19 protein-coding genes are annotated in these 21,180 nt (G+C 63.2%); 13 read left to right on the top strand and 6 right to left on the bottom strand.

Annotated elements, in window-relative coordinates; all coding sequences use genetic code 11:
* The first annotated feature begins 359 nt into the window (after positions 1 to 359).
* The 7 genes from cobT to ACIP1G_RS23890 all read left to right on the top strand — a co-directional run bounded on the left by cobT (position 360) and on the right by ACIP1G_RS23890 (position 5,302).
* Positions 360 to 1,415, top strand: coding sequence for a nicotinate-nucleotide--dimethylbenzimidazole phosphoribosyltransferase (gene cobT / locus ACIP1G_RS23920; RefSeq protein WP_400741290.1), 1,056 nt, complete (start codon positions 360 to 362; stop codon positions 1,413 to 1,415).
* The gene (cobC, locus tag ACIP1G_RS23915) at positions 1,412 to 1,978 is read left to right on the top strand and encodes an alpha-ribazole phosphatase family protein (RefSeq protein ID WP_400741288.1); all 567 of its coding nucleotides are present in this window, start codon (positions 1,412 to 1,414) and stop codon (positions 1,976 to 1,978) included. The genes cobT and cobC overlap by 4 nt, the downstream gene beginning before the upstream one ends.
* Position 1,979: 1 nt before the next feature.
* Positions 1,980 to 2,702 (top strand): adenosylcobinamide-GDP ribazoletransferase, encoded by a 723-nt coding sequence (locus tag ACIP1G_RS23910; protein ID WP_400741286.1) that lies wholly within the window; start codon positions 1,980 to 1,982, stop codon positions 2,700 to 2,702.
* Positions 2,703 to 2,914: 212 nt separating this feature from the next.
* On the top strand, positions 2,915 to 3,319 hold the full coding sequence (locus ACIP1G_RS23905) for a MarR family winged helix-turn-helix transcriptional regulator (RefSeq protein ID WP_346643236.1): 405 nt from the start codon (positions 2,915 to 2,917) through the stop codon (positions 3,317 to 3,319).
* A 63-nt stretch (positions 3,320 to 3,382) separates the two neighbouring features.
* On the top strand, positions 3,383 to 4,585 hold the full coding sequence (locus tag ACIP1G_RS23900; protein ID WP_400741284.1) for an MFS transporter: 1,203 nt from the start codon (positions 3,383 to 3,385) through the stop codon (positions 4,583 to 4,585).
* Complete coding sequence (locus ACIP1G_RS23895) at positions 4,582 to 4,704, top strand: hypothetical protein (RefSeq protein ID WP_400741281.1); 123 nt, start codon at positions 4,582 to 4,584, stop codon at positions 4,702 to 4,704. Before ACIP1G_RS23900 ends, ACIP1G_RS23895 begins: the two co-directional genes overlap by 4 nt.
* A gap of 46 nt (positions 4,705 to 4,750) precedes the next feature.
* Positions 4,751 to 5,302 carry a glutathione peroxidase gene (locus ACIP1G_RS23890; protein ID WP_400741279.1) on the top strand — a complete coding sequence of 184 codons (552 nt, stop codon included), beginning with the start codon at positions 4,751 to 4,753 and terminating at the stop codon, positions 5,300 to 5,302.
* A gap of 770 nt (positions 5,303 to 6,072) precedes the next feature.
* Here the strand turns inward: ACIP1G_RS23890 and ACIP1G_RS23885 are convergent.
* Positions 6,073 to 6,333 (bottom strand): DUF2798 domain-containing protein, encoded by a 261-nt coding sequence (locus ACIP1G_RS23885; RefSeq protein WP_400741277.1) that lies wholly within the window; start codon positions 6,331 to 6,333, stop codon positions 6,073 to 6,075.
* Positions 6,334 to 6,448: 115 nt separating this feature from the next.
* On the opposite strand from ACIP1G_RS23885, the gene ACIP1G_RS23880 reads away from it, so the two are divergent.
* Entirely contained in the window at positions 6,449 to 7,378 is a 930-nt protein-coding gene (locus ACIP1G_RS23880) for a LysR family transcriptional regulator (RefSeq protein ID WP_400741276.1), read from the top strand.
* Positions 7,379 to 7,420: 42 nt separating this feature from the next.
* Here the strand turns inward: ACIP1G_RS23880 and ACIP1G_RS23875 are convergent, their stop codons facing one another.
* The 3 genes from ACIP1G_RS23875 to ACIP1G_RS23865 all read right to left on the bottom strand — a co-directional run bounded on the left by ACIP1G_RS23875 (position 7,421) and on the right by ACIP1G_RS23865 (position 9,805).
* Entirely contained in the window at positions 7,421 to 8,701 is a 1,281-nt protein-coding gene (locus ACIP1G_RS23875; protein ID WP_400741274.1) for an OmpP1/FadL family transporter, read from the bottom strand.
* 147 nt (positions 8,702 to 8,848) lie between these two features.
* Positions 8,849 to 9,331 (bottom strand): hypothetical protein, encoded by a 483-nt coding sequence (locus ACIP1G_RS23870; RefSeq protein ID WP_400741272.1) that lies wholly within the window; start codon positions 9,329 to 9,331, stop codon positions 8,849 to 8,851.
* 249 nt (positions 9,332 to 9,580) lie between these two features.
* A complete protein-coding gene (locus ACIP1G_RS23865; protein ID WP_110745620.1) occupies positions 9,581 to 9,805 on the bottom strand; it encodes a hypothetical protein in 225 nt (74 codons plus the stop codon).
* A gap of 952 nt (positions 9,806 to 10,757) precedes the next feature.
* On the opposite strand from ACIP1G_RS23865, the gene ACIP1G_RS23860 reads away from it, so the two are divergent.
* Both ACIP1G_RS23860 and rmuC read left to right on the top strand, forming a co-directional pair.
* Complete coding sequence (locus tag ACIP1G_RS23860; RefSeq protein WP_400741270.1) at positions 10,758 to 11,177, top strand: tetratricopeptide repeat protein; 420 nt, start codon at positions 10,758 to 10,760, stop codon at positions 11,175 to 11,177.
* Positions 11,178 to 11,704: 527 nt separating this feature from the next.
* Positions 11,705 to 13,078: a DNA recombination protein RmuC gene (gene rmuC, locus ACIP1G_RS23855; RefSeq protein ID WP_400741292.1), complete on the top strand. Its 1,374-nt coding sequence runs from the start codon at positions 11,705 to 11,707 to the stop codon at positions 13,076 to 13,078.
* Here rmuC and ACIP1G_RS23850 read toward each other — a convergent pair.
* Both ACIP1G_RS23850 and ACIP1G_RS23845 read right to left on the bottom strand, forming a co-directional pair.
* Positions 13,050 to 16,526: a NahK/ErcS family hybrid sensor histidine kinase/response regulator gene (locus tag ACIP1G_RS23850; RefSeq protein WP_400741268.1), complete on the bottom strand. Its 3,477-nt coding sequence runs from the start codon at positions 16,524 to 16,526 to the stop codon at positions 13,050 to 13,052. The genes rmuC and ACIP1G_RS23850 overlap by 29 nt on opposite strands.
* A gap of 208 nt (positions 16,527 to 16,734) precedes the next feature.
* On the bottom strand, positions 16,735 to 17,913 hold the full coding sequence (locus ACIP1G_RS23845) for an MFS transporter (protein WP_400741266.1): 1,179 nt from the start codon (positions 17,911 to 17,913) through the stop codon (positions 16,735 to 16,737).
* A gap of 267 nt (positions 17,914 to 18,180) precedes the next feature.
* Between ACIP1G_RS23845 and ACIP1G_RS23840 the strand changes: the two genes are divergently transcribed.
* The 3 genes from ACIP1G_RS23840 to ACIP1G_RS23830 all read left to right on the top strand — a co-directional run bounded on the left by ACIP1G_RS23840 (position 18,181) and on the right by ACIP1G_RS23830 (position 21,177).
* Entirely contained in the window at positions 18,181 to 18,912 is a 732-nt protein-coding gene (locus tag ACIP1G_RS23840; RefSeq protein ID WP_400741264.1) for a GntR family transcriptional regulator, read from the top strand.
* Positions 18,913 to 19,044: 132 nt separating this feature from the next.
* Positions 19,045 to 20,319 carry an MFS transporter gene (locus ACIP1G_RS23835; RefSeq protein ID WP_400741263.1) on the top strand — a complete coding sequence of 425 codons (1,275 nt, stop codon included), beginning with the start codon at positions 19,045 to 19,047 and terminating at the stop codon, positions 20,317 to 20,319.
* Positions 20,320 to 20,343: 24 nt separating this feature from the next.
* On the top strand, positions 20,344 to 21,177 hold the full coding sequence (locus ACIP1G_RS23830; protein WP_400741261.1) for an amidohydrolase family protein: 834 nt from the start codon (positions 20,344 to 20,346) through the stop codon (positions 21,175 to 21,177).
* The last annotated feature ends 3 nt before the right edge of the window (positions 21,178 to 21,180 follow it).

Genomic DNA, 21,180 nt, shown 5'->3' with positions numbered 1-21,180 from the left:
CGAGCGCCGCCCGCGCGGCGCTTCGCGGCTAAAGCCGCTCCTACGTTTGTTTCGGGCCAGTCCCTCCTGTGCCAGGCGCGCGCGACCGCCTTGTCTGTACGACGCGATATCGAGGCATGCGCCAGGGCGTTCGCGCGCCACTGTACGACGCGATGTCGAGCCATGCGCCAAGGCGTTCGCGCGCAAATCCCATAGGAATAATTGGCCCGAAACAAACGTAGGAGCGGCTTTAGCCGCGAAGCGCCGCGCGGGCGGCGCTCGATCTCACAGGCGCTGCAACTGTCATGGCGAACACCTACCAGCCCCATCGCACACTAACAACCCCCATTACCCAACAACCCCAAACAGGCCCATTGACCATGACCCAACCCTGGTGGCAAAACCCCTGCCAACCCGTCGACACCGCCGCCATGGACCAGGCCCGCGCCCGTCAGCAGCAGCTGACCAAACCTGCCGGTTCGCTCGGCCAACTGGAAGGCCTGGCCATTCAGCTGGCTGGCCTGCAGGGGCGGGAACGACCATCGCTCGATAACACCGCGATCACCATTTTTGCCGGCGACCACGGCGTGGTCGAAGAGGGCATCTCGGCTTACCCGCAGGCGGTGACCGGGCAGATGCTGCGCAACTTCGTCGGCGGTGGCGCGGCGATCAGCGTGCTGGCGCACCAGCTGCAGGCCAGCCTGGAGGTGGTCGACCTGGGTACCATCGACCCGCACCTGGAATTGCCCGGCGTGCGTCACCTGCGCCTGGGCGCCGGCACGGCCAACTTCGCCCGCCAACCGGCGATGACCGAGGGCCAGCTGCAGGCCGCCCTGCAGGTCGGTCGCGATAGCGCCCTGCGCGCCGCCGAACAGGGTGCGCAGCTGTTCATCGGGGGCGAGATGGGCATTGGCAACACCACGGCCGCCGCAGCCTTGGCCAGCGTGCTGCTGGGCTGCCCGGCCACTGAGCTGAGCGGTCCGGGCACCGGGCTGGACAACGTCGGGGTGCGGCACAAGGCCGACGTCATCGAGCGGGCGCTGCGCCTGCACGGTCTGCGCGCCGAAGCGCCACTGCAGGCACTGGGTTGTGTTGGCGGTTTCGAGATCGCGGCCTTGGCCGGTGCCTACATGGGTTGCGCTCAGGCCGGCATTGCAGTGCTGGTGGATGGTTTCATCTGCAGTGTCGCCGCGCTGGTGGCGGTGCGCCTCAACCCGCAGTGCCGCGCCTGGCTGCTGTTCGCCCACCAAGGCGCAGAACCTGGGCACAAGGCCTTGCTCGCCGCATTGCAAGCCGAGCCATTGCTAGCCTTGGGCCTGCGCTTGGGCGAGGGCAGTGGTGCAGCCTTGGCGGTACCTCTGTTGCGCCTGGCCTGTGCGCTGCACGGGCAGATGGCGACCTTTGCCGAAGCAGCGGTGGCGGACCGCCCGGCATGATCCTCGACTTGCTGCGCCACGGTGAAACGGAGCAGGGCGGCCTGCGTGGCAGCCTCGACGATGCCCTGACCGATAAAGGCTGGGCGCAGATGCGTAACGCCGTGGCCGAGGCCGGCCCGTGGCAGGTGCTGGTCAGCTCGCCGCTGCAGCGCTGTGCACGTTTTGCCGATGAACTGGGTGCGCGGCTGAACCTGCCAGTGCAGCGAGAAGCAGCCCTGCAGGAGCTGCATTTCGGTGATTGGGAGGGCCGCAGTGCGGCGCAGATCATGGAAGACCAGGCGGATGCACTGGGGCGCTTCTGGGCGGACCCTTACGCCTTCACCCCGCCCAATGGCGAGCCGGTCGTGGCTTTTGCCGAGCGGGTGCTGACTGCGGTCGAGCGCCTGAGCGTTCAGCATGCCGGCAAGCGCGTGCTGCTGGTCACCCATGGCGGTGTAATGCGCCTGTTGCTGGCCCGCGCCCGTGGCATGCCGCGGGCGCAGTTGCTGCAGGTCGAAGTCGGCCACGGTGCGCTGATGCGGTTGGTACCGGGTGACGACGGCCAACTGGTCGAGGTGCGCTGAGATGTTGCCGTTGTGGATTGCCTTGCAGTTTCTCAGCAGCCTGCCTGTGAGCCTGCCGGGCATGCCGGCGCCGCGCGAGGTGGGGCGCTCGCTGCTGTGCTACCCGTTGGTCGGGCTGCTGTTCGGCCTGTTGCTGTGGCTGGCCAGCCATCTGCTGCAGGGCACGCCGGCACCGCTGCACGCGGCTTTGCTGCTTACGGTGTGGGTGCTGCTTAGCGGTGCTTTGCACCTGGATGGCCTGGCTGACAGTGCGGATGCTTGGTTAGGTGGTTTTGGCGACCGCGAACGCACCTTGCTGATCATGAAGGACCCGCGCAGCGGGCCAATTGCCGTGGTCACCCTGATGCTGGTGCTGTTGCTGAAGTTCTGCGCCTTGTGGGTATTGGTCGAGCGGGGCGTCGGGGCGCAATTGCTGCTGGCGCCGTTGATCGGGCGGGCGGCGATGCTGGGCCTGTTCCTTGGCACGCCTTATGTGCGGCCAGGTGGGTTGGGGCAGGCGCTGGCCGAGCACCTGCCTCGGCGTGCGGCCGGCTGGGTGCTGCTGGGTTGTGCGCTCTTTTGCCTGCTCTTGGGCGGATGGAGCGTGGTGTTGGCGCTGGCTGTGTTTGCCTGGTTGCGGCACCTGATGTGCCGGCGTCTGGGCGGGACCACCGGTGATACCGCTGGCGCAATGCTGGAGTTGCTTGAGCTGGCGGTGGTGCTGGGACTGGCGCTGGGCCTTTGAACTTTCGGCCTGCCGTTCTGTTGTAGGAGCGGCCTTGTGTCGCGATAGGGCCGCATAGCGGCCCCACGATTTCAGCGCAAATGCATGGAGTGCTGGGGCTGCTTTGCAGCCCTTTCGCGACACAAGGCCGCTCCTACAGGGGGGCCAGTGCATGCCTGTCGCGTGTATGAAACTTCTTGCAACACTCACGACGCGGGTATATACACGTATCCATGCTGACCAGTGAATGTATCTGTACCCATCTGCGTCGTGCCGCCCGCGGGGTGAGCCGGCATTACGACGAAGCGCTTGCCGGCTTCGGGGTCAATGTCGCCCAGTTTTCCCTGTTGCGTCACCTGCAGCGGCTCGACCGCCCCAGTATCACCACACTGGCCGAAGCCATGGGGCTGGAGCGCAGTACCCTGGGCCGCAACTTGCGGGTACTGGAGGCTGAAGGGCTGGTGGCCCTGGCCGATGGTGATGACCAGCGCAACCGCGTGGTGCTGCTGACCGAGGCGGGTACGCAACTGCTGCACGCTGCCCATCCCGCCTGGGAACAGGCGCAGACCGAGTTGGTGGAGCGGCTGGGAGTAGGGCAGCGGGATGAGCTGGTGCGTTTGCTTGACCAACTGGCCTGAATTTATACGACTTTAAGCGGGTATATACCCGCAAAACCTTGCGATGTGCTGGAGATAACGACAATGACTTCGGTGTGGCGAACCAGCGGGTGGGTATTGATGGGGGCGGCGTTGATCCTGGCGCTGTCCTTGGGTGTGCGGCATGGCTTCGGCCTGTTCCTGGCGCCGATGAGTGCAGATTTTGGCTGGGGGCGTGAAGTGTTCGCCTTCGCCATTGCCTTGCAGAACCTGATCTGGGGGCTGGCGCAACCGTTCGCTGGCGCCTTGGCTGACCGCCTGGGTGCGGCGCGGGTGGTGATCATTGGCGGTATTCTTTACGCCGTCGGCTTGATGCTGATGGGCATGGCTGATTCGGCCTGGTCGCTGTCGCTGAGTGCCGGCTTGCTGATTGGCATCGGCCTGTCCGGTACCTCGTTCTCGGTCATCCTCGGTGTGGTTGGGCGTGCCGTACCGGCAGAGAAGCGCAGCATGGCCATGGGCATTGCCAGTGCCGCCGGCTCATTCGGCCAGTTCGCCATGCTGCCGGGCACCCTCGGCCTGATCCAATGGTTGGGCTGGTCTGCTGCGTTACTGGTGCTGGGCCTGATGGTGGCGTTTATCGTGCCCTTCGTTGGCCTGCTGCGCGACCGCCCACTGCCTAGCCATGGCGCTGAACAGACCCTGGGCCAGGCCCTGCGCGAGGCGTGCTCGCACTCCGGCTTTTGGCTGCTGGCGCTGGGCTTCTTCGTTTGCGGTTTCCAGGTCGTGTTCATTGGCGTACACCTGCCGGCCTACCTGGTTGACCAGCACCTGGCCGCGACCACCGGTACCACGGTGCTGGCGCTGGTCGGCCTGTTCAATATCGTCGGTACCTTCACCGCTGGCTGGTTGGGTGGGCGCATGTCCAAGCCGCGTCTGCTGACCGGGCTGTACCTGCTGCGCGCGGTGGTGATCGTGCTGTTCATCTGGGCGCCGGTGAGTGAGTTCAGCGCCTATTTGTTCGGCATCGCCATGGGGCTGTTGTGGCTGTCGACGGTGCCGCTGACCAATGGCACCGTGGCCACGGTATTCGGGGTGCGCAACCTGTCCATGCTCGGCGGTATCGTGTTCCTGTTCCACCAACTGGGTGCTTTCCTGGGTGGCTGGTTGGGTGGGGTGGTGTATGACCGCACCGGCAGTTACGACTTGGTCTGGCAGATATCCATCCTGCTCAGCCTGCTGGCCGCCGCCCTCAACTGGCCGGTGCGCGAACGCCCGGTCGCCCGCCTGCAGGCCCAGGCTGCATGAACCGCTACGTGGCCCGCGGGTTGCTAGCCGTTGCCGCCCTGTTGCTGCTGGCGCTGGTGTGGTGGGGCTGGCGCCAGGGCGGGATGGCGTTGATGCAACTGGGCATGAGTGTTTGTTAGGCGCTACCCTGCAAGCTCAAGGAATGTATTGCGGGAGAAACGAACCATGCGCGCACATTGGTTAACGGTGCCGGTACTGGCCCTGCTTGCCGGCACATCGAGTTGGGCTGCCGATTGCCCGGCGTTGTTGCAGGGTAGCCTGCCGGAGTTACGGGGCAAGGAGCAGGTCGACCTGTGCCAGCGCTTTGCCGGCAAGCCGCTGGTGGTGGTGAATACCGCCAGCTATTGCGGTTTTGCGCCGCAGTTCGAGGGGCTGGAGGCGACGTACAAGGAGTATCACGAACAAGGCCTGGAAATGCTTGGCGTGCCGTCTAATGACTTCAAGCAGGAAGATGCTGACAGCGAGAAGACCGCCAAGGTTTGTTATGCCAACTATGGCGTCACGTTCACCATGACCAAGGCACAGCCGGTGCGGGGCAAGGACGCGATACCGCTGTTCACTGAGCTGGCCAGCCAGAGCAGTGCACCGAAGTGGAATTTCTACAAGTACGTTGTCGATCGTAAGGGCAAGGTGATCGGTAATTTCTCCAGCCTCACCAAGCCGGATGATCCCGAGTTCCGGGCAGCAATCGAAAAGGCCATCGCTTCGCAGCAGTGAGCTAGTGGCTCCTGGCCCTGCTCTTGCTCTTGCTCTTGCTCTTGCTTCGGCTTTTGCTTCTAAGTGCGCGATAGCCCAGGCGACGCAGATTGCGACTTCAGGAGGCCGAGCGAAGGGCTTGCGGAGGGAGGTGACGGGCATGGATGCCCGTCAAGCGCTGAGGCCCCATGGATGGGGCCTGCAGCGCGTACTCCCGGGAGCAAGCCCGTAGCGAGGGGACCCCGGAGCGAAGCGTAGGGGCCGGATGATGGGAGCCAGCGTTTTTTGGTTACTTTTTGTCGCGTTTGACAAAAAGTGACCCGCCGTAAGGGCGGAAAGGTGACTTGGCGCCACCTGCGCGAATGAATGTCTACTTGGTGTGAAGGCCCACATCCAAACAGCAACAGCAACAGCAACAGCAACAGCTCATGCGGCGGTTTTGATACTGCGCATAGTCCATTCGCGATGGCGACGCTTACTCACCTTTTCGCCCTTACGGCGAGTCACTTTTTGTCAGACGCGACAAAAAGTAACCAAAAAACGCTGCTGCTCCCATCATCCGGCCCCTACGCTGCGCTCCGGGGTTCCCTCACTCCGGCCTTGCTCCCGGGAGTACGCGCTGCAGGCCCCATCCATGGGGCCTCAGCGCTTGACGGGCATCCATGCCCGTCACCTCCCTCCGCAAGGCCTGCGTTCGGCCTCCTGAAGTCGCGAAGATCAAGATCAAGATCAAAAGCCAGATCAAAAGCCAGATCAAAAGCAGGCAGTGAGTGTGTCTGGGTTTGGAGGGCTCACTTTGCATGCACTGTAATCGCCACCAACCGTACCACCACCGGCCTCACCATCAACACACAAACAAACGCCACCGGCATCGCCAATTGGTAAGCTTTCAACACGTTGCTCAAGTACTCCGGGGTAACCCCGGCATTCGCCGCAGTGATCACGAAACACATCAACAACGCCATGATCGACGACATGTAGAACGCGAAGACGTAGGGCGTGGCGCCCGAGTGCAATTTGCGCCGGCTGCGCGCCTGGGACAGGTTGCTCATGCGAACTCCTGAAAGGTGAGTGAAGGCGCAGGTTAGCAATGCGTTCGGCTACTGCTGTAGACCAGCCACATTGAGTTCTTTATAAAGAGATTCTTACGAATCCAAGAGCTCACGCATGGATCTGCTCAACGCCATCCGCAGCTTCATCAAGGTGGTCGAAGCCGGTAGTATCGCCGCTGGCGCCCGAAACCTGGGCCTTAGCCCGGCCGCCGTCAGCCAGAACCTGACGCGCCTGGAAGGCCATCTGCAAGTGCGACTGCTCAGCCGCACCACCCGCAGCATGGCGCTGACGCCAGCTGGCGCCCAGTATTACGAACGTGTCAGGCGCATCGAGCGCGACCTGGCCCTGGCCGAACAGGCCGTCACCACTCCCGACAGTGAACCTCAAGGGCGCCTGTGCATTGCCTCGACTTCCGCCTTTGGCCGCCATGTCCTGGCACCGCTGATACCCGCATTCAGTGCCCGCTATCCACTGCTTTCGATAGAGTTGGTAACGACTGATCGCCGGGTCAACCATGCGCGTGAAGACGTCGATGTCAGCCTGCGAATTGCCCCGCAACTGGAAGATCAGCTCCTGGCTCGGCACATAGCCCGTATCCCGTTCATTTGCTGTGCTTCGCCCGGTTACCTGCAAGGCGCCGGTGTGCCGGCTACGCCAGAGGCCTTGCGCGACCATCGCTGCCTGGTGTTCCGCTATCCAGTGGACGGGCGCTTTCTGCGTTGGGGCTTCATGCGCGATGGGCTGCGTTTCGAGGCAGAGTTCGGCAGCGTATTGATCAGCGACGACATCGATGCCCTGACCCAGATGGCCCTGCACCATGGTGGCATCACCCGCCTGGCCGAGTTCATCGTGCGGCCGCACCTGGCTTCCGGGGCGTTGGTGCCATTGTTCGAATACAGCGACAGCGGCCAGGCCTACGCCCAGACCGAGCCGATGGATATCTACCTGTGCCTGGCCGACCGCTTTGCCATGACCGCCAAGGTGCGCGTGTTCATGGACTACCTGCGCGAATGCCTGGGTGACAGCTGGCAGGTGCAGGCATGAAAAAACCGCCACGAAGGCGGTTTTTCATGTGACGCGTACGAATCAGAAGCGGTAGGTAAGGGATGCACCGATACCGTGAGCGCTGTTCTCGTACTTGGCCTGGTAGCTGCCTTTCAACAGGGCTTGCGACTGCGAACCAGGCACATTGTTGACCTTGGTGTCCTCTTCCCACAGGTAGGAGTAGGCAACATCGATGGTCATGTCATCGTTCGGGCTCCAGCCTGCACCAAAGCTGACCGCTTTACGGTCGCCGGTAGGAATACGCGGCGAGCGGTCGTGGTTGTTGGTGGGCGACTGGTCGACGGAGAAGCCTGCACGCAGGGTCCACTCCTTGTTCACCTTGTAGGCAGCGCCAATGGCGTGGGCCCAGGTGTCATGCCAGTTCTGCTCTTCGGTGATGGTCTTCAGCGGGTAGCCTGCCGGTGCTTCGTTCTCGACAATGATGCTTTCCAGTCGGCTCCAGCGCGTCCAGGTGCTACCTGCATACAGGGTCCAGTGGTCATCCAGTTCATGGGTGACCGACAGGTCTACAGACTCTGGCGTCTTGATTTTCAGGCTTGCGTCGAATCTGCCGCTGAGGCCAAGCTGTGGAATCGGGTAGGAAACCCGGGTATTGCCTTCAAGCTTGTAGTCGACCATCGAGTGATAGGTCAGGCCCAGGCGAGTACGGTCTGTAGCCTGAACGAGAACACCGATGTTGTAACCGATCGCGGTGTCGTCACCTTTGATCTTGACTTCACCGTCAGGGCCGTTGGCGCCCAAAAGGGCCTTGCTGCTCAGGTTCGAGCCCAGTTCACCCTTGATGCGGTTGATGGTCGGGCCAAAACCGATCGAGACCTTGTCGTTGAAGGCATAGCTGATGGTTGGCTGGAAGGTGACAACCTCTACCTTGCTCTTCTTGCCCCAATACCGCGCAGCGTCATCGCTACCGTAGTCGGTGATCAGGCCGTATGGCACGTAAACGCCGAAGCCAACGCTCCAATGATCATCGATCGGTTTGACGTAGTAGCCCATGGGCACGCCCACGAACGGGACCATGTCGCCATCGGTTTCCCCCCCGAAATTGCTACCACGGCCCGAAATGTCAGACTTGGCGATGACGGCAGCGCCGCCCACGGTGACCTGTTCGCGCTTGAGGCGCGACATGCCGGCAGGGTTGCCATACACGGTGCTGGCATCTTCGGCAGAAGAAGAACGTCCCGCAAAACCGGTACCCATGGCGCTGATGCTTTGTTCGTTCAGCGCAAAGCCCGCGGCGAACAGTTGGCTGGAAGCAAGCGCAATAGCTACGCCGAGGGAGGTTTTGAGCATTACTTTTTTCATTATTAGAAAACTCCTTGGGATCTCCGGGGCGAAAAGCTACCAACAAATCACGCGCCGCGCTATAGCCTCAATCGCAGGAGATAGAGCGGTTTTGTAGGACAATCCGACCAAAATTCCTTTTTTTCCGGTTACTCTGTAGGACGTTTCTTAAGATGCCTGCGGCAATCTCTGATCTATGCAGGTATGCCAGGCATGGGTGAAGTCGCGCAGGCGACCTTGGGGGTTGAAAATCTGACGCCAGATCCGCGCGAGGCCTAACAAGTCGTCAGCCGCAGGCAGTGGCGTGGCCTGCTCCTCGACGAGCATCCAGGCAATGGCGGTGGAGTAGCGGAGGTTTACGGTGAGCTCCAGGTGCGGGCCACCGAGGAAGGCGTGCTGGCTGGCCAGGCCGCGGATCATGCTGGCCAGGTCGGGGTCACGGGCCAGATAGTCGTCCCAGAGTGCTTGGTGACGGTGTTCGCCGATGCGGTAAAGACCGTGCCCGCGTCGGTCGTGCAATGCTGATCCGAGTGCCGACTGGCTGGCGGCGATGCCCAACAACAAAGCTTCGGCGCTGGCGCAGTGACGGTTCAGGTAGACCAGGGTGGGTCGGATCACATACTGACACAATTCATTCGCCGCGATACCCATGATGCCCTCGAGCAGTAAAGGGCCGGACGGGCGCTGGAGCTTGGCAGCTGGTGAATGATCAGGCCCGCCGGAAGCGGTAAGCACCGCTCGAGTTGAAGTGTAGTGTGATAATCGTGGTGTAAAGAGCTGTTTTTAAATCGAATACTGCCTGACGCACCGGGCTATATGCCCTAAGGCAATTACGCCAAGAACGTTCAGGCAGGCTTGCGATGGGATGATTCAGCGCTTGAATGCCACGGTATTCGCCGCTCACGCGGTGAGTGACTGGCGAGTCCGGGCGATGACCGCCTGCAGCGGTTCAGTGCGGCTGTACTGTTCAGGGTACAGGCGCTCGGTGTGGCAGGCGACGCCGTGTTCGTCTACCAGGGTAAAGCTGAAGCTGCCCTTGCGTGGGGCAACGATAAGGCACTTCAACGGCGAGAAGGCCTGGGAGAGGGTGCCAATGGCAGCCTGAATCTGATGATGAGTTTGCATATTGTTGGAGGTTCCTGCTTTAAACACGGGGGTTATGATCCGTGCATGATAGAAACGTTCCAGTGACGCCTTTATTAAGGGACGAACGAACCTGACTGGAACAGGGCAGCCAGAGGGGGCGCAATCAAAGGTGGGCGCTTGGGCTGACTGGTAGGTACTTCAGAGGGCAGGCAGCACACCGGGGCCAAGGTTCTAGGCCATCGGAGCGGGATCCTGATCAATCTGTCACGTGATTCGTGCTTGTGCAGCGCGGGGCTGGCGAGTGAATCATCGAATGGGCCGGTCCTGTTTTCAGCAGGGGCACTCTTGGGAAGAGCGGGTCTGCAAGGACGCTTGGGGCCAGAATTGACTTTCAGCTTGGTACTAACGAGGCGCACCTTACCGAAAATGCAGTCGCTTGGCAAGCATTAACGTTGGTTCAGGTGAGCCGAGCAGTATGGCGCGTATTTGCCCTGCTGGGAAGAGGGGGCAAATGGCCCGTATCTGGCCGGATGTAACCATTTCGTGCACTCGAATGAAGGGTTGTGGTGCACTTGTTCACATTCGGGGCGGCGCCTGTAACAGCCCGGCAACACCTCTCGATTGCCTCGCCAATGCCTTGACTGCGCGGTTAAGTCAATGAAAAAAAACACTATTTTTAGCTGGTGAAAAAATCGTCAGTTTGACCGAAAGCCCCAATTCATAGGGGTTTGCGGGGGATGGGAGGGGGTTGTCCACCGAGTTATCCACAGGAACTGTGGATTGTCCCGAGCGCTTGCTCTAGGACGGGCGTGCTAGCACTACTGTGAACTGTCCGACAATCGACATGCTCCGACAGACCGGTTGGTCAACCACTCGAAAACGTCAAGAAAAGATCATTGAAATTTTTTTTCAATCCTCCAGAAATCGACAGGTCAGGGCGAAAAAAAAAGGGTAGAGTGGCGCGCCTTTCGAGTTGCCAAACCTGTTGCTCATGAAGTTTCGCGGTAAACACCTCGCCAACCCTGCTGCGGCGACGCCTGCACCTCCCCCAAAACGGTTCTCCCTCAAAGTGGCCTTGTGGCTGCTCGACAACCCGCGGCTGGGTGACAAGCCCCAGGTCAAACATTTGGCCGGGCGCCTGTTGAAACAGCCGGCGCGCCAGGGCGTGGTGGTGGCGCAAAGCCGCCTGGGGCAGATGCTGTGCCGCGATTGCGGCAATGCCCGTGACCGGCGCATTGGCCATGAACTGCTGCGCCAGGCCGCCCGTGCGGGTGACCGGCGTGCGCAGCTGGAGTATGCGCGGCTGTGCCAGCACAACGAACCAGAGCAGGCGCGGTATTGGCTGGAGCTGGCGGCGGGGCAGGGCTCGCAGGAAGCGCGGCGGCTGCTGCGGCAATGGTTTGCTGGCTGAGGGGTGTGTTGCCTGCAGGTGTTCGCCGGAACATTTTTGTTGCCCGGGAGATCGAGCGCCGCCCGCGCGGCGCTTCGCGGGGCAAGTCGGATCGCCGCACCGCCGCTCCCACTGTCTGTTTCGGGCCAGTCACTCCTGTGAGGTCACCACTGTCCGCCTTGTTTGTCCCCTTCGATATCTGAAGTGGGCGCAACTGCTTTCCATTGATATCCAATCATGCACCAAGGCGGGCACCGGTAATAGCACAGGGGAGATTGGCCCGAAACAGACAGTGGGAGCGGCGGTGCGGCGATCCGACTTGCCCCGCGAAGCGCCGCGCGGGCGGCGCTCGATTTACCAGGCGAAGTAAATGCTGCGACAAGCATCAGGCTGATAAGCTGCACTCAACGTGCAACAGAGCGATCGGGGTAAGCATGACAGTGGATCTGGCCAGCATTCTGCTGGGCTTGGTGGCAGGTGCATTACCCTGCCTGGGGTGGGTCATGCAGGTGCAGCGCCGTCAGGGCGCACGGCAAGGCGAGCAGGCTTTGCTCGAAGAGCGCCTCAACGCCGCCCAGCTGGCCCAGGCCGGCTTGCAGGCGCAGCTGGACGCCAGCCGCGACGAGGTCAGCGACCTCAGCGAAGCCAACACCGTCAAGCAGACCCAGCTGGCGGCCCAGGGGCGCGAACTGGAGCTGCTGCAGATCGACCGTGACAACGCCCGTGACGCCGCCCACGCCTGGAGCCTTGAGCGCACCAACCGCGAAGCCGAATTGCGCCGCCTGGAAGCGCATACGGCACGGTTGGGTGCCGAACTGCGCGAACAGCAGGAGAGCCACCAGCAGCGTCTGGAAGACCTGCAGGAAGCCCGTGACACCCTGCGTGCCCAGTTCGCCGACATGGCCACCAAGATCTTCGACGAGCGCGAGCAACGCTTCGCCCAGACCAGCCAGCAGCACCTGGGCCAGTTGCTCGACCCGCTCAAGGAACGCATCCACGCCTTCGAAAAACGTGTGGAAGAGAGCTACCAGCAAGAAGCCCGCGAACGTTTCTCGCTGGGCAAGGAGCTGGAGCGCCTGCAACAGCTCAACCTGCGCCTGTCCGACGAAGCGACCAACCTGACCCAGGCCCTGAAGGGCCAGAAAACCCAGGGCAACTGGGGCGAGTTGATCCTCGAACGCGTGCTGGAGCATGCCGGGCTGGAAAAGGGCCGCGAATACCAGACCCAGGTCAGCCTGAAGAGCGCCGATGGCGAGCGCTTCCAGCCCGATGTGCTGATCATGCTGCCTGGCGACAAGCAGGTGGTAGTGGACGCCAAGGTCAGCCTCACCGCGTACCAGCAGTTTGTCGCCGGCAACGACGAAGCTGCGCTCAAGCAGCACGTGCAGTCGCTGCGCAGCCACGTCAAAGGCCTGTCGAGCAAGGACTACAACCGCCTCGAAGGCCTGCACAGCCTGGATTTCGTGTTGCTGTTCGTGCCTATCGAGGCGGCCTTCTCGGCAGCCCTGCAGGCCGAGCCGAACCTGTTCCAGGAAGCCTTCGACCGGCAGATCGTGATCGTCAGCCCCACCACCTTGCTAGCCACCCTGCGGGTGATCGACAGCCTGTGGAAGCAGGAACGCCAAGGCCAGAACGCCCGCGAAATCGCCGAGCGCGCTGGTTGGCTGTACGACAAGTTCGTGCTGTTCATCCAGGACCTGGACGAACTGGGCAGCCGCCTGCAGCAGGTGGACAAGGCCTATGCCGCAGCGCGCAACAAACTGTGCGAAGGGCGCGGCAACCTGGTCAGCCGCAGTGAACAGCTGAAGTTGCTGGGCGCCCGCGCCAGCAAGAGCCTGCCGGCCGACCTGCTGGAGCGGGCGCTGTCTGACGAGGCACTGCCCGACGAGGCCGTTACTGAACCAGGCTCAGATGGCGATTGAGCAGGGCGCGCAGGGCCGCCGGCTTGACCGGCTTGGCCAGGTAGTCCAGGCCTGAGGCGTGCACCAGGGCGATGGTTTCCTTGCTGCCGTCGGCGCTGATCACCACGCCCGGCACGGGTTCACCCAGGCGTGCGCGTAGCCAGCCCATCAGCCCGGTGCCGGTCTCACCGTCATCCAGGTGGTAGTCCACCAGAGCCAGGTGCGGGCGCATGCCTTTGCCCAGCAAGGCTTCGCATTCGGCCTGGTTGCGCGCCGTCCACACCTGGCAGCCCCAGCGGCTGAGCAGGCTGTTCATGCCAATCAGGATGCTGTCTTCGTTATCCACGCACAGCACCTGCAGCCCCGCCAGCGGCTGGCCTGCTTGCTCCACCGGGGCGGCGGGTGCCGGGGCGGCCTGGCGGGCAATGGGTACGCTGACGCGGAATACCGTGCCCTTGCCTGGCCATGAGCGTACTTCCAGCGTGTGCCCGAGCACCCGGCACAGGCCGTCGGCGATTGCCAGGCCCAGGCCCAGGCCTTTTTCGGCGCGGGTCTGGTGGCTGTCCAGGCGCTTGAACTCCTGGAAGATCACCTGCAGCTTATCGTCGGCGATGCCCGGGCCGCGGTCCCAGACTTCCAGCCACAGGCGCTCGCCCTGGCGGCGCGCGCCCAGCAGGATCGGGCTTTTGCCGTAGCGCAGGGCATTGGTGAGGAAGTTCTGCAGTACCCGGCGCAGCAGTTTCATGTCGCTGTCCACCCGCAGGCGGCTGCCGCGCAGGCGGAACTCCAGGCCCTTCTCGGCGGCCAGCAGCTTGAACTCGGCGCCCAGGGTGTCGAACAGTTCGTTGAGGGCGAACGGCTTGGCATCCGGGGTGATCTTGCCGTTTTCCAGGCGCGAGATGTCCAGCAGGTCGCTGATCAGCTCTTCGGCCGAACGCAGCGAACTGTCCATGTGCTGCACCAGCTGCTGGGCCTCTTCGTTCATGCCTTCGGCCTGTTGCGACAAGGCGGCGGAGAACAGCCGTGCAGCGTTCAGCGGTTGCATCAGGTCATGGCTGACTGCGGCCAGGAAGCGGGTCTTGGACTTGCTCACCGCTTCGGCCTGGCTCTTGGCTTCCGACAGTGCCTGATTCAGCTGCGACAGCTCATGGGTACGTTCCGCCACCCGTTGCTCCAGGCCTTCGTTGGCGTCACGCAGGGCCTGTTCGGCCTCGCGGAACGGGGTGATGTCGGTAAAGCTCATGACGAAGCCGCCACCTGGCATCGGGTTGCCGATCAGTTCGATCACCCGGCCATTGGGGAACAAGCGCTCCGAGGAATGCGCACGGCCTTGGCGCATCCAGTGCAGGCGGCGCGCCACATGTACCTGCGCTTCGCCCGGGCCGCACAGGCCGCGTTCGGCGTTGTAGCGGATGATGTCGGCAATCGGCCGACCCACGCTAATCAACCCGTCGGGGTAGTTGAACAGTTCCAGGTAGCGGCGGTTCCAGGCCACCAGGTGCAGGTTCTGGTCGACCACACTGATGCCCTGGTTGATGTTCTCGATGGCGCCTTGCAGCAGGGCGCGGTTGAACTGCAGCACTTCGCTGGCTTCGTCAGCGATGCGCACCACGTCTTCCAGCTGCATGTCGCGGCCTTCGATGGCGGCCTTGACCACAGCGCGGGTCGACGAAGTGCCGAGTACGCCAGCCAGCAGGCGTTCGGTGTGCTCGATCCAGTCGCCGTCGGCGTTCTGGTTGGGGTTGAAGCCCTTGCCCTGGCGGTAGGCGAAGCGGATGAAGCTCTGCCGCGCGCGCTCCTCGCCGACGAAACGCGAGGCCAGGGTCAGCAGGTCGTCGATCTGCACTGCCAGCAGCGGCTTGCTGCTGGGGCGGGCGCTGGTTTGCTGGCCAATGAAGCGGCCGGCCTGCCAATGCTCGGAAACCCGCGTGCGCGACAGTACCGAAACCCAGGCGAACAGGGTGAAGTTGCCCGCCAGCGACAGCACCACACCCTGGGTCAGCGGGCTGATCGGCAAGTTCAGCGGGTTGCCGTGCAGCCACGCCAGCCCCGGGAACAGCTGCAGCGACCAGCCCAGGCTGTGGGCGGCAATCGGCAGCACCAAGGTGTAGAACCACAGGAAAATGCCAGCAGCCAGGCCGGCGAATACGCCGCGGCGGTTGGCCTGCTTCCAGTACAGCGCGCCGAGCATGGCCGGGGTCAGCTGGGTTACGGCGGCAAAGGCGATCTGGCCGATGGTCGCCAGGCTGGCAGTCGAACCCAGCAGGCGGTAACTGACATAGGCCAGCAGCAGGATGACCACGATGGTCACCCGGCGCACCGAGAGCATCCAGTGGCGGAACGCCTCGAATGGCCGCTCGGCGTTCTGGCGGCGCAGCAGCCAGGGCAGCAGCATGTCGTTGGAGACCATGGTCGACAGCGCCACGGCCTCGACGATGACCATGCCGGTGGCCGCCGAAGCGCCGCCAATGAACGCCAGCAGGGCCAGGCTCGGGTGCGCCTCGGCCAGGGGCAGGCTGATGACGAACGAATCGGAGATCACCGTGCCCGGCAGCAACATTTGCCCGGCGAGGGCAATCGGCACCACGAACAACGCGGCCAGTGCCAGGTACAACGGGAACACCCAGCGCGCCAGGCGCATGTCCTGTGGTTCGATGTTCTCCACTACGGTGACGTGGAACTGCCGTGGCAGGCAGATGATCGCCATCATCGCCACGGCGGTTTGCACCACCATCGACGGCCAGTTGATGGTCTCCTGCCAATAGTCCTGCAAGTGGATTGACTGGCGGGCCTGGCTGAACAGGTCGTCGAAGCCGTCATACAGGTTGAAGACCACGAAGATGCCCACGGCGAGGAAGGCCAGCAGCTTGATCAGCGATTCGAAGGCAATGGCCAGGACCATGCCACGGTGGTGTTCGGTCACGTCCAGGCTGCGGGTACCGAAGACGATGGCGAACAGCGCCAGCACCAGCGACACCACCAGCGCCGTGTCCTGCACACGGGTGCCGGTGGCGTCGGCGTTGGCGCCGATCAGCAGGTTCACGCCCAGCACGATGCCCTTCAGCTGCAAGGCGATATATGGCAGCACGCCGACCAGGCAGATCAGCGCCACCACCACGGCCAAGGATTGCGACTTGCCATAGCGCGCGGCGATGAAGTCGGCGATCGAGGTAATGTTCTGCTGCTTGCTGATCAGCACCATCTTCTGCAGCACCCAGGGCGCGAAGATCAACAGCAACACCGGGCCCAGGTAGATCGGCAGGAAAGCCCAGAGCTGTTCGGCGGCCTGGCCGACCGCGCCGAAGAAGGTCCAGCTGGTGCAATACACGGCCAGCGACAGGCTGTACACCCAGGCACGCAGCTTCGGCGGCAACGGCGTGCTGCGGCGGTCGCCATAGAAGGCGATGGCGAACATGACGGCCATATAGGCCAGGGCGACCACGGCGATCAGCCCGCTGGACAACGACATGAAAACTCCGAAGCAAAAAGATAACGCGGTCCCGATCAATCAGTCTGGCACGCAGGTGCCGGTTCGTCAGCGCAGACGATGGTCGCAGTGGCAGGTGGTCGCAGGGGGCATCTTCCTTAACCTGTACCGGCCTCTTCGCGGGTAAACCCGCTCCCACAGGGACCGTGTAGGAGCGGGTTTACCCGCGAATGGGCCGGCACAGCCACCATCAACCTCTGTGGGTGCCCAACCCATAAAACACCCCCGCCAGTATCACCGACAACACCAGCAGGTAGAAGATCGCCCCTGGCCACAAATGCACCAGGGCAAACCCCACCATCACCGGCCCCAGCGCCGCCCCCAGGTTGGACAGGTTCTGCGCACCGTAATACACCCCACGCAAGTGCTCCGGGGCGATCAGGTCAATGAACATGTATTCGGCCGGAATCACGATGATCTCGCCCAACGTGAACACCAGCATCGCCAGGCACCATGCCAGCACCGAGCCCGCCACCGCAAAGCCCAGCAGCCCGGCAATGAACAGGCCCATGCCGGCCAGCAGCCAGGGCATCAGGCGCTGGCGGCTGATGCGCCGGCCAATCAGGTACTGCAGGGCAATCACCGTCACCGCGTTGGTGGTCACCAGGTAGCCGACCAGCCGCGCTGCCTCGGCCGGGCTGCTGGTCACCACCAGGTACTGCGACAGGTAGGCGGTGAACTGGCCGAACACCACCGCGCTCAGCACCCCGCCCAGGGTGAAGCACACCAGCCGCCGGTCACGCGCAAGCCCCAGCGCCACCTGGCCGAAGCCGGCCGCAGGCTTGTCTGGTGTGCTGGCCTGCAGGCTGCGGTCGCCCAGGCGCCAGTAGGCCAGGCACATGGCCAGGCCAAGCAGGGCAGAGGCAATGAACGGCATATGATCGTTCAGCTCCAGCATGGCCACGCCCAGCAGCGGGCCGGCGGCGTAGCCGACGTTGCTCAGGGTGTACTTGATGGCGAATACCTCGGCCCGTTCTTCCACCGGCAGCAGTGCGCAGAAACCTGCTTTGGCAGCAATGTCGACCACCGCCAGAGCCAGGTTGATCAGCACCAGGCACAGGAAAAACAGCAACGCCGAGTTGCTGGCGACCGCAGCGACGAAGGCCAGGGCGAACACCAGTGTGCTGGCGCTGACCAGTGTGTGGTTGCGCAAAGTATCGACCAGGTGGCCGCCATACAGGCTCAGCAGCGAGGCGATGATCAGTGCGCCACCGATCAACAGGCCGATCTGGCTGATCGGCAGCTGGAAGTTGTCGGCCAGGTACACCACCAGGTAGGGCAGGGTGAGGGCGCGGGCGACAGTGAGGGTGAAGGTGGTGATGAGCAGCAGGCGAACGGTGTGCGGGTAGCGTTTGATGGCGGCGAGCATTGCCACGTCCTTGTTGTTCTGGTTTGCCGGGCACAAGCATAAGCAATATTCGAATGCGCGCGCGATCCCCCGTAGGAGCGGGTTCACCCGCGAACACGGGCGCAGCCCGTGCCATGCAGCGCGGCGTCTGCTTCGCGGGTAAACCCGCTCCCACAGGGGAGATCGCACCCCCCGGCGACAGGCGGAGGATTGACAGCCTGCCAGCCACGGGGAATACTCTGGAAAAATTCATATATATGTTTACATAACAAGACGAGAGCGAGACCCATGCACCCATTGACCGGTGATGCTCGACTGCCCCGCTACCAACAACTGCGCGATCACATGGTCGAGCAGATCGCCAACAACCGCTGGCGCCCGGGCGAGGCGATCCCGACCGAAGCAGCCCTTGCGACCGAGTTCGACATGTCGGTCGGTACCGTGCGCAAGGCCGTCGATGTACTGGTGGCCGAAGGCGTGCTGGAGCGCCAGCAGGGCCGCGGCACCTTTATCCGCCGCCCGCAGTTCCAGTCTTCGCTGTTCCGCTTCTTCCGCTTCGAGGCCGCCAATGGCGAGCGTGTGGTGCCGGAAAGCCGCATCCTTTCCATCGAGCCGCTGGCCGCGCCATCGGCGGTGGCCGAAGCCCTTGGCCTGGCAGTGGAAGCCCAGGTCATCCGCATCGTCCGTACCCGTCTGCTCGGCGCCCAGCCCGTGCTGGCCGAAGAAATCTGGCTGCCGCGCCAGACCTTCCAGCCGCTGCTGGACGTAGAGCTGAACAGCAAGGGCCCGTTGCTGTACCCGATCTACGAAGAGCTGTGCGGCCAGGTGGTCGCCTACGCCGAAGAGACCCTGACCGCCGAAGCGGTCGACGCGGTGCATGGCCGCCTGCTGCAACTGCCGGCCGACAGCCCGGTGGTGGTGATCGAGCGCCTGGCCCGTGACTACGCCGGCAAGCCGTTGGAGTGGCGCCGCTCGCGCGGCCATGCGCAGCACTTCCGCTACCGCATCGACATCCGCTAAGCCGGCCGCTTCACCCGTTTACCCGTCTGCGCCGTGCTGCCACGGCGCAGTGGCTTCGCCTGCCCGGTCGCCAGCACGCCAAGCGCTTCGGCACGCCGGTTCGTAACACACACGACTACAAGGATAACAACCATGTTCAGCTGGTATCGCCAGATCACCTCACGGGAACGCAAGACGTTCTGGGCCTGCTTCGGCGGCTGGTCGCTCGATGCGCTGGAAGTGCAGATGTTCGGCCTGGCCATCCCCGCGCTGATCGCCGCGTTCTCCCTGACCAAGGGTGACGCCGGCCTGATCAGTGGCCTGACCCTGGTGACTTCGGCAATCGGCGGCTGGCTGGGTGGCACCCTGTCCGACCGCTATGGCCGCGTGCGTACCCTGCAGTGGATGATCCTCTGGTTTTCCTGCTTTACCTTCCTCTCGGCGTTCGTCACCGGCTTCTACCCGCTGTTGTTCGTCAAGGCCATGCAAGGCTTCGGCATTGGTGGCGAATGGGCTGCTGGTGCGGTGCTGATGGCCGAAACCATCAACCCGAAATACCGCGGCAAGGTCATGGGCACGGTGCAGAGCGCCTGGGCCGTCGGCTGGGGCCTGGCGGTTGCGTTGTTCACGCTTATCTACTCGCTGGTGCCGCAGGAGTTCGCCTGGCGGGTGATGTTCTTCGTCGGCCTGCTGCCGTCGCTGCTGATCATCTGGGTACGCCGAAATGTGCCCGAGCCAGACAGTTTCCAGCGCCTGCAGAAAGAAAAGGCCATCCCTACCAGCTTCCTGCAGTCGATGGCCGGCATCTTCCGCCCGGAACTGCTGCGTGTGACCTTGCTTGGCGGTTTGCTCGGCCTGGGTGCTCACGGTGGCTACCACGCGGTGATGACCTGGCTGCCGACCTTCCTTAAAACCGAGCGCAACCTCTCGGTGCTGAACTCCGGCGGTTACCTGGCGGTGATCATCCTGGCGTTCTGGTGCGGCTGTGTGGTCAGCGGCCTGCTGATCGACCGCATCGGCCGGCGCAAGAACATCCTGCTGTTTGCCTTGTGCTGCGTAGTGACCGTACAGGCCTATGTGTTCTTCCCGCTGAGCAATACGCAGATGTTGTTCCTCGGCTTCCCGCTGGGCTTCTTCGCCGCCGGCATCCCGGCCAGCCTGGGCGCGTTCTTCAACGAACTCTACCCGGCTGATGTGCGCGGTGCCGGGGTGGGCTTTTGCTACAACTTCGGCCGCGTGCTGTCGGCGGTATTCCCGTTCCTGGTCGGCCACATGAGTGAGTCGATGTCGCTGGGCAGTGCCATCGGCATCGACGCTGGTATCGCCTATGGCGTGGCGGTGATCGCCGCCCTGTGCCTGCCGGAAACCCGTGGCCGCAACCTTGAATCGACAGGCACGGCGGAAATGGCCGGCGCTGTCGCCAAGTAACCTGACCTTGTTTGTATGAGAACCATGCCCGACGTTCCTGCTTTACACCTGACCGCCATCGACAGCCACGCCCATGTGTTCAGCCGTGGGCTGAATCTGGCCAGCGAGCGGCGTTACGCGCCCAGCTACGATGCGCCGCTGGGCGACTACCTGGGCCAGCTGGTGGCCCATGGTTTCAGCCATGGCGTGCTGGTGCAGCCCAGCTTTCTGGGTACCGACAACCGCTACCTGCTTAGCGCCTTGCAAACCGTGCCTGGGCAGCTGCGCGGGGTGGTAATGCTGGAGCGCGACGTCGAGCGGGAAACCCTGGATGAAATGGCCCGGCTGGGGGTCAGGGGTGTACGCCTGAACCTCATGGGCCAGGATCTGCCCGACCTGGCTGGCGCCGAATGGCGGCCGCTGCTGGAGCGTATTGGCGAGCAGGGCTGGCACCTGGAGCTGCACCGGCAGGTAGCCGACCTACCGACGCTGGTGCGGGCACTGCAGCCCTACGGCCTGGACATCGTGATCGACCATTTTGGCCGGCCTGATGCACGCCGCGGGTTGGGCCAGCCGGGGTTTGCCGAGCTGCTGACCCTGGGCGGGCGGGGCAAGGTGTGGGTGAAGGTGTCGGGGATCTATCGGCTGGAGGGCTCGCCCGAAGAAAACCTGGCATTTGCCCGCCAGGCGCTGGGTGCGCTGGAGGCGCATTACGGTGCGGAGCGGTTGATGTGGGGCAGTGACTGGCCGCATACCCAGCATGAGTCGGCGGTCAGTTTTGCCACTGCTGTCGAACAGTTCGAGGCCTTGGGCTGCTCGGCGGAATTGCGCCGGGCCCTGTTGGTGGATACCGCGCGAGCGTTGTTCGGTTTTGAGTGATAT

The sequence above is a fragment of the Pseudomonas sp. NPDC089392 genome, from assembly GCF_044749595.1.
Taxonomy (GTDB): domain Bacteria; phylum Pseudomonadota; class Gammaproteobacteria; order Pseudomonadales; family Pseudomonadaceae; genus Aquipseudomonas.
Note: the sequence above shows the minus strand (reverse complement) of the source record. Positions and strands in the feature narration are given on the sequence as shown.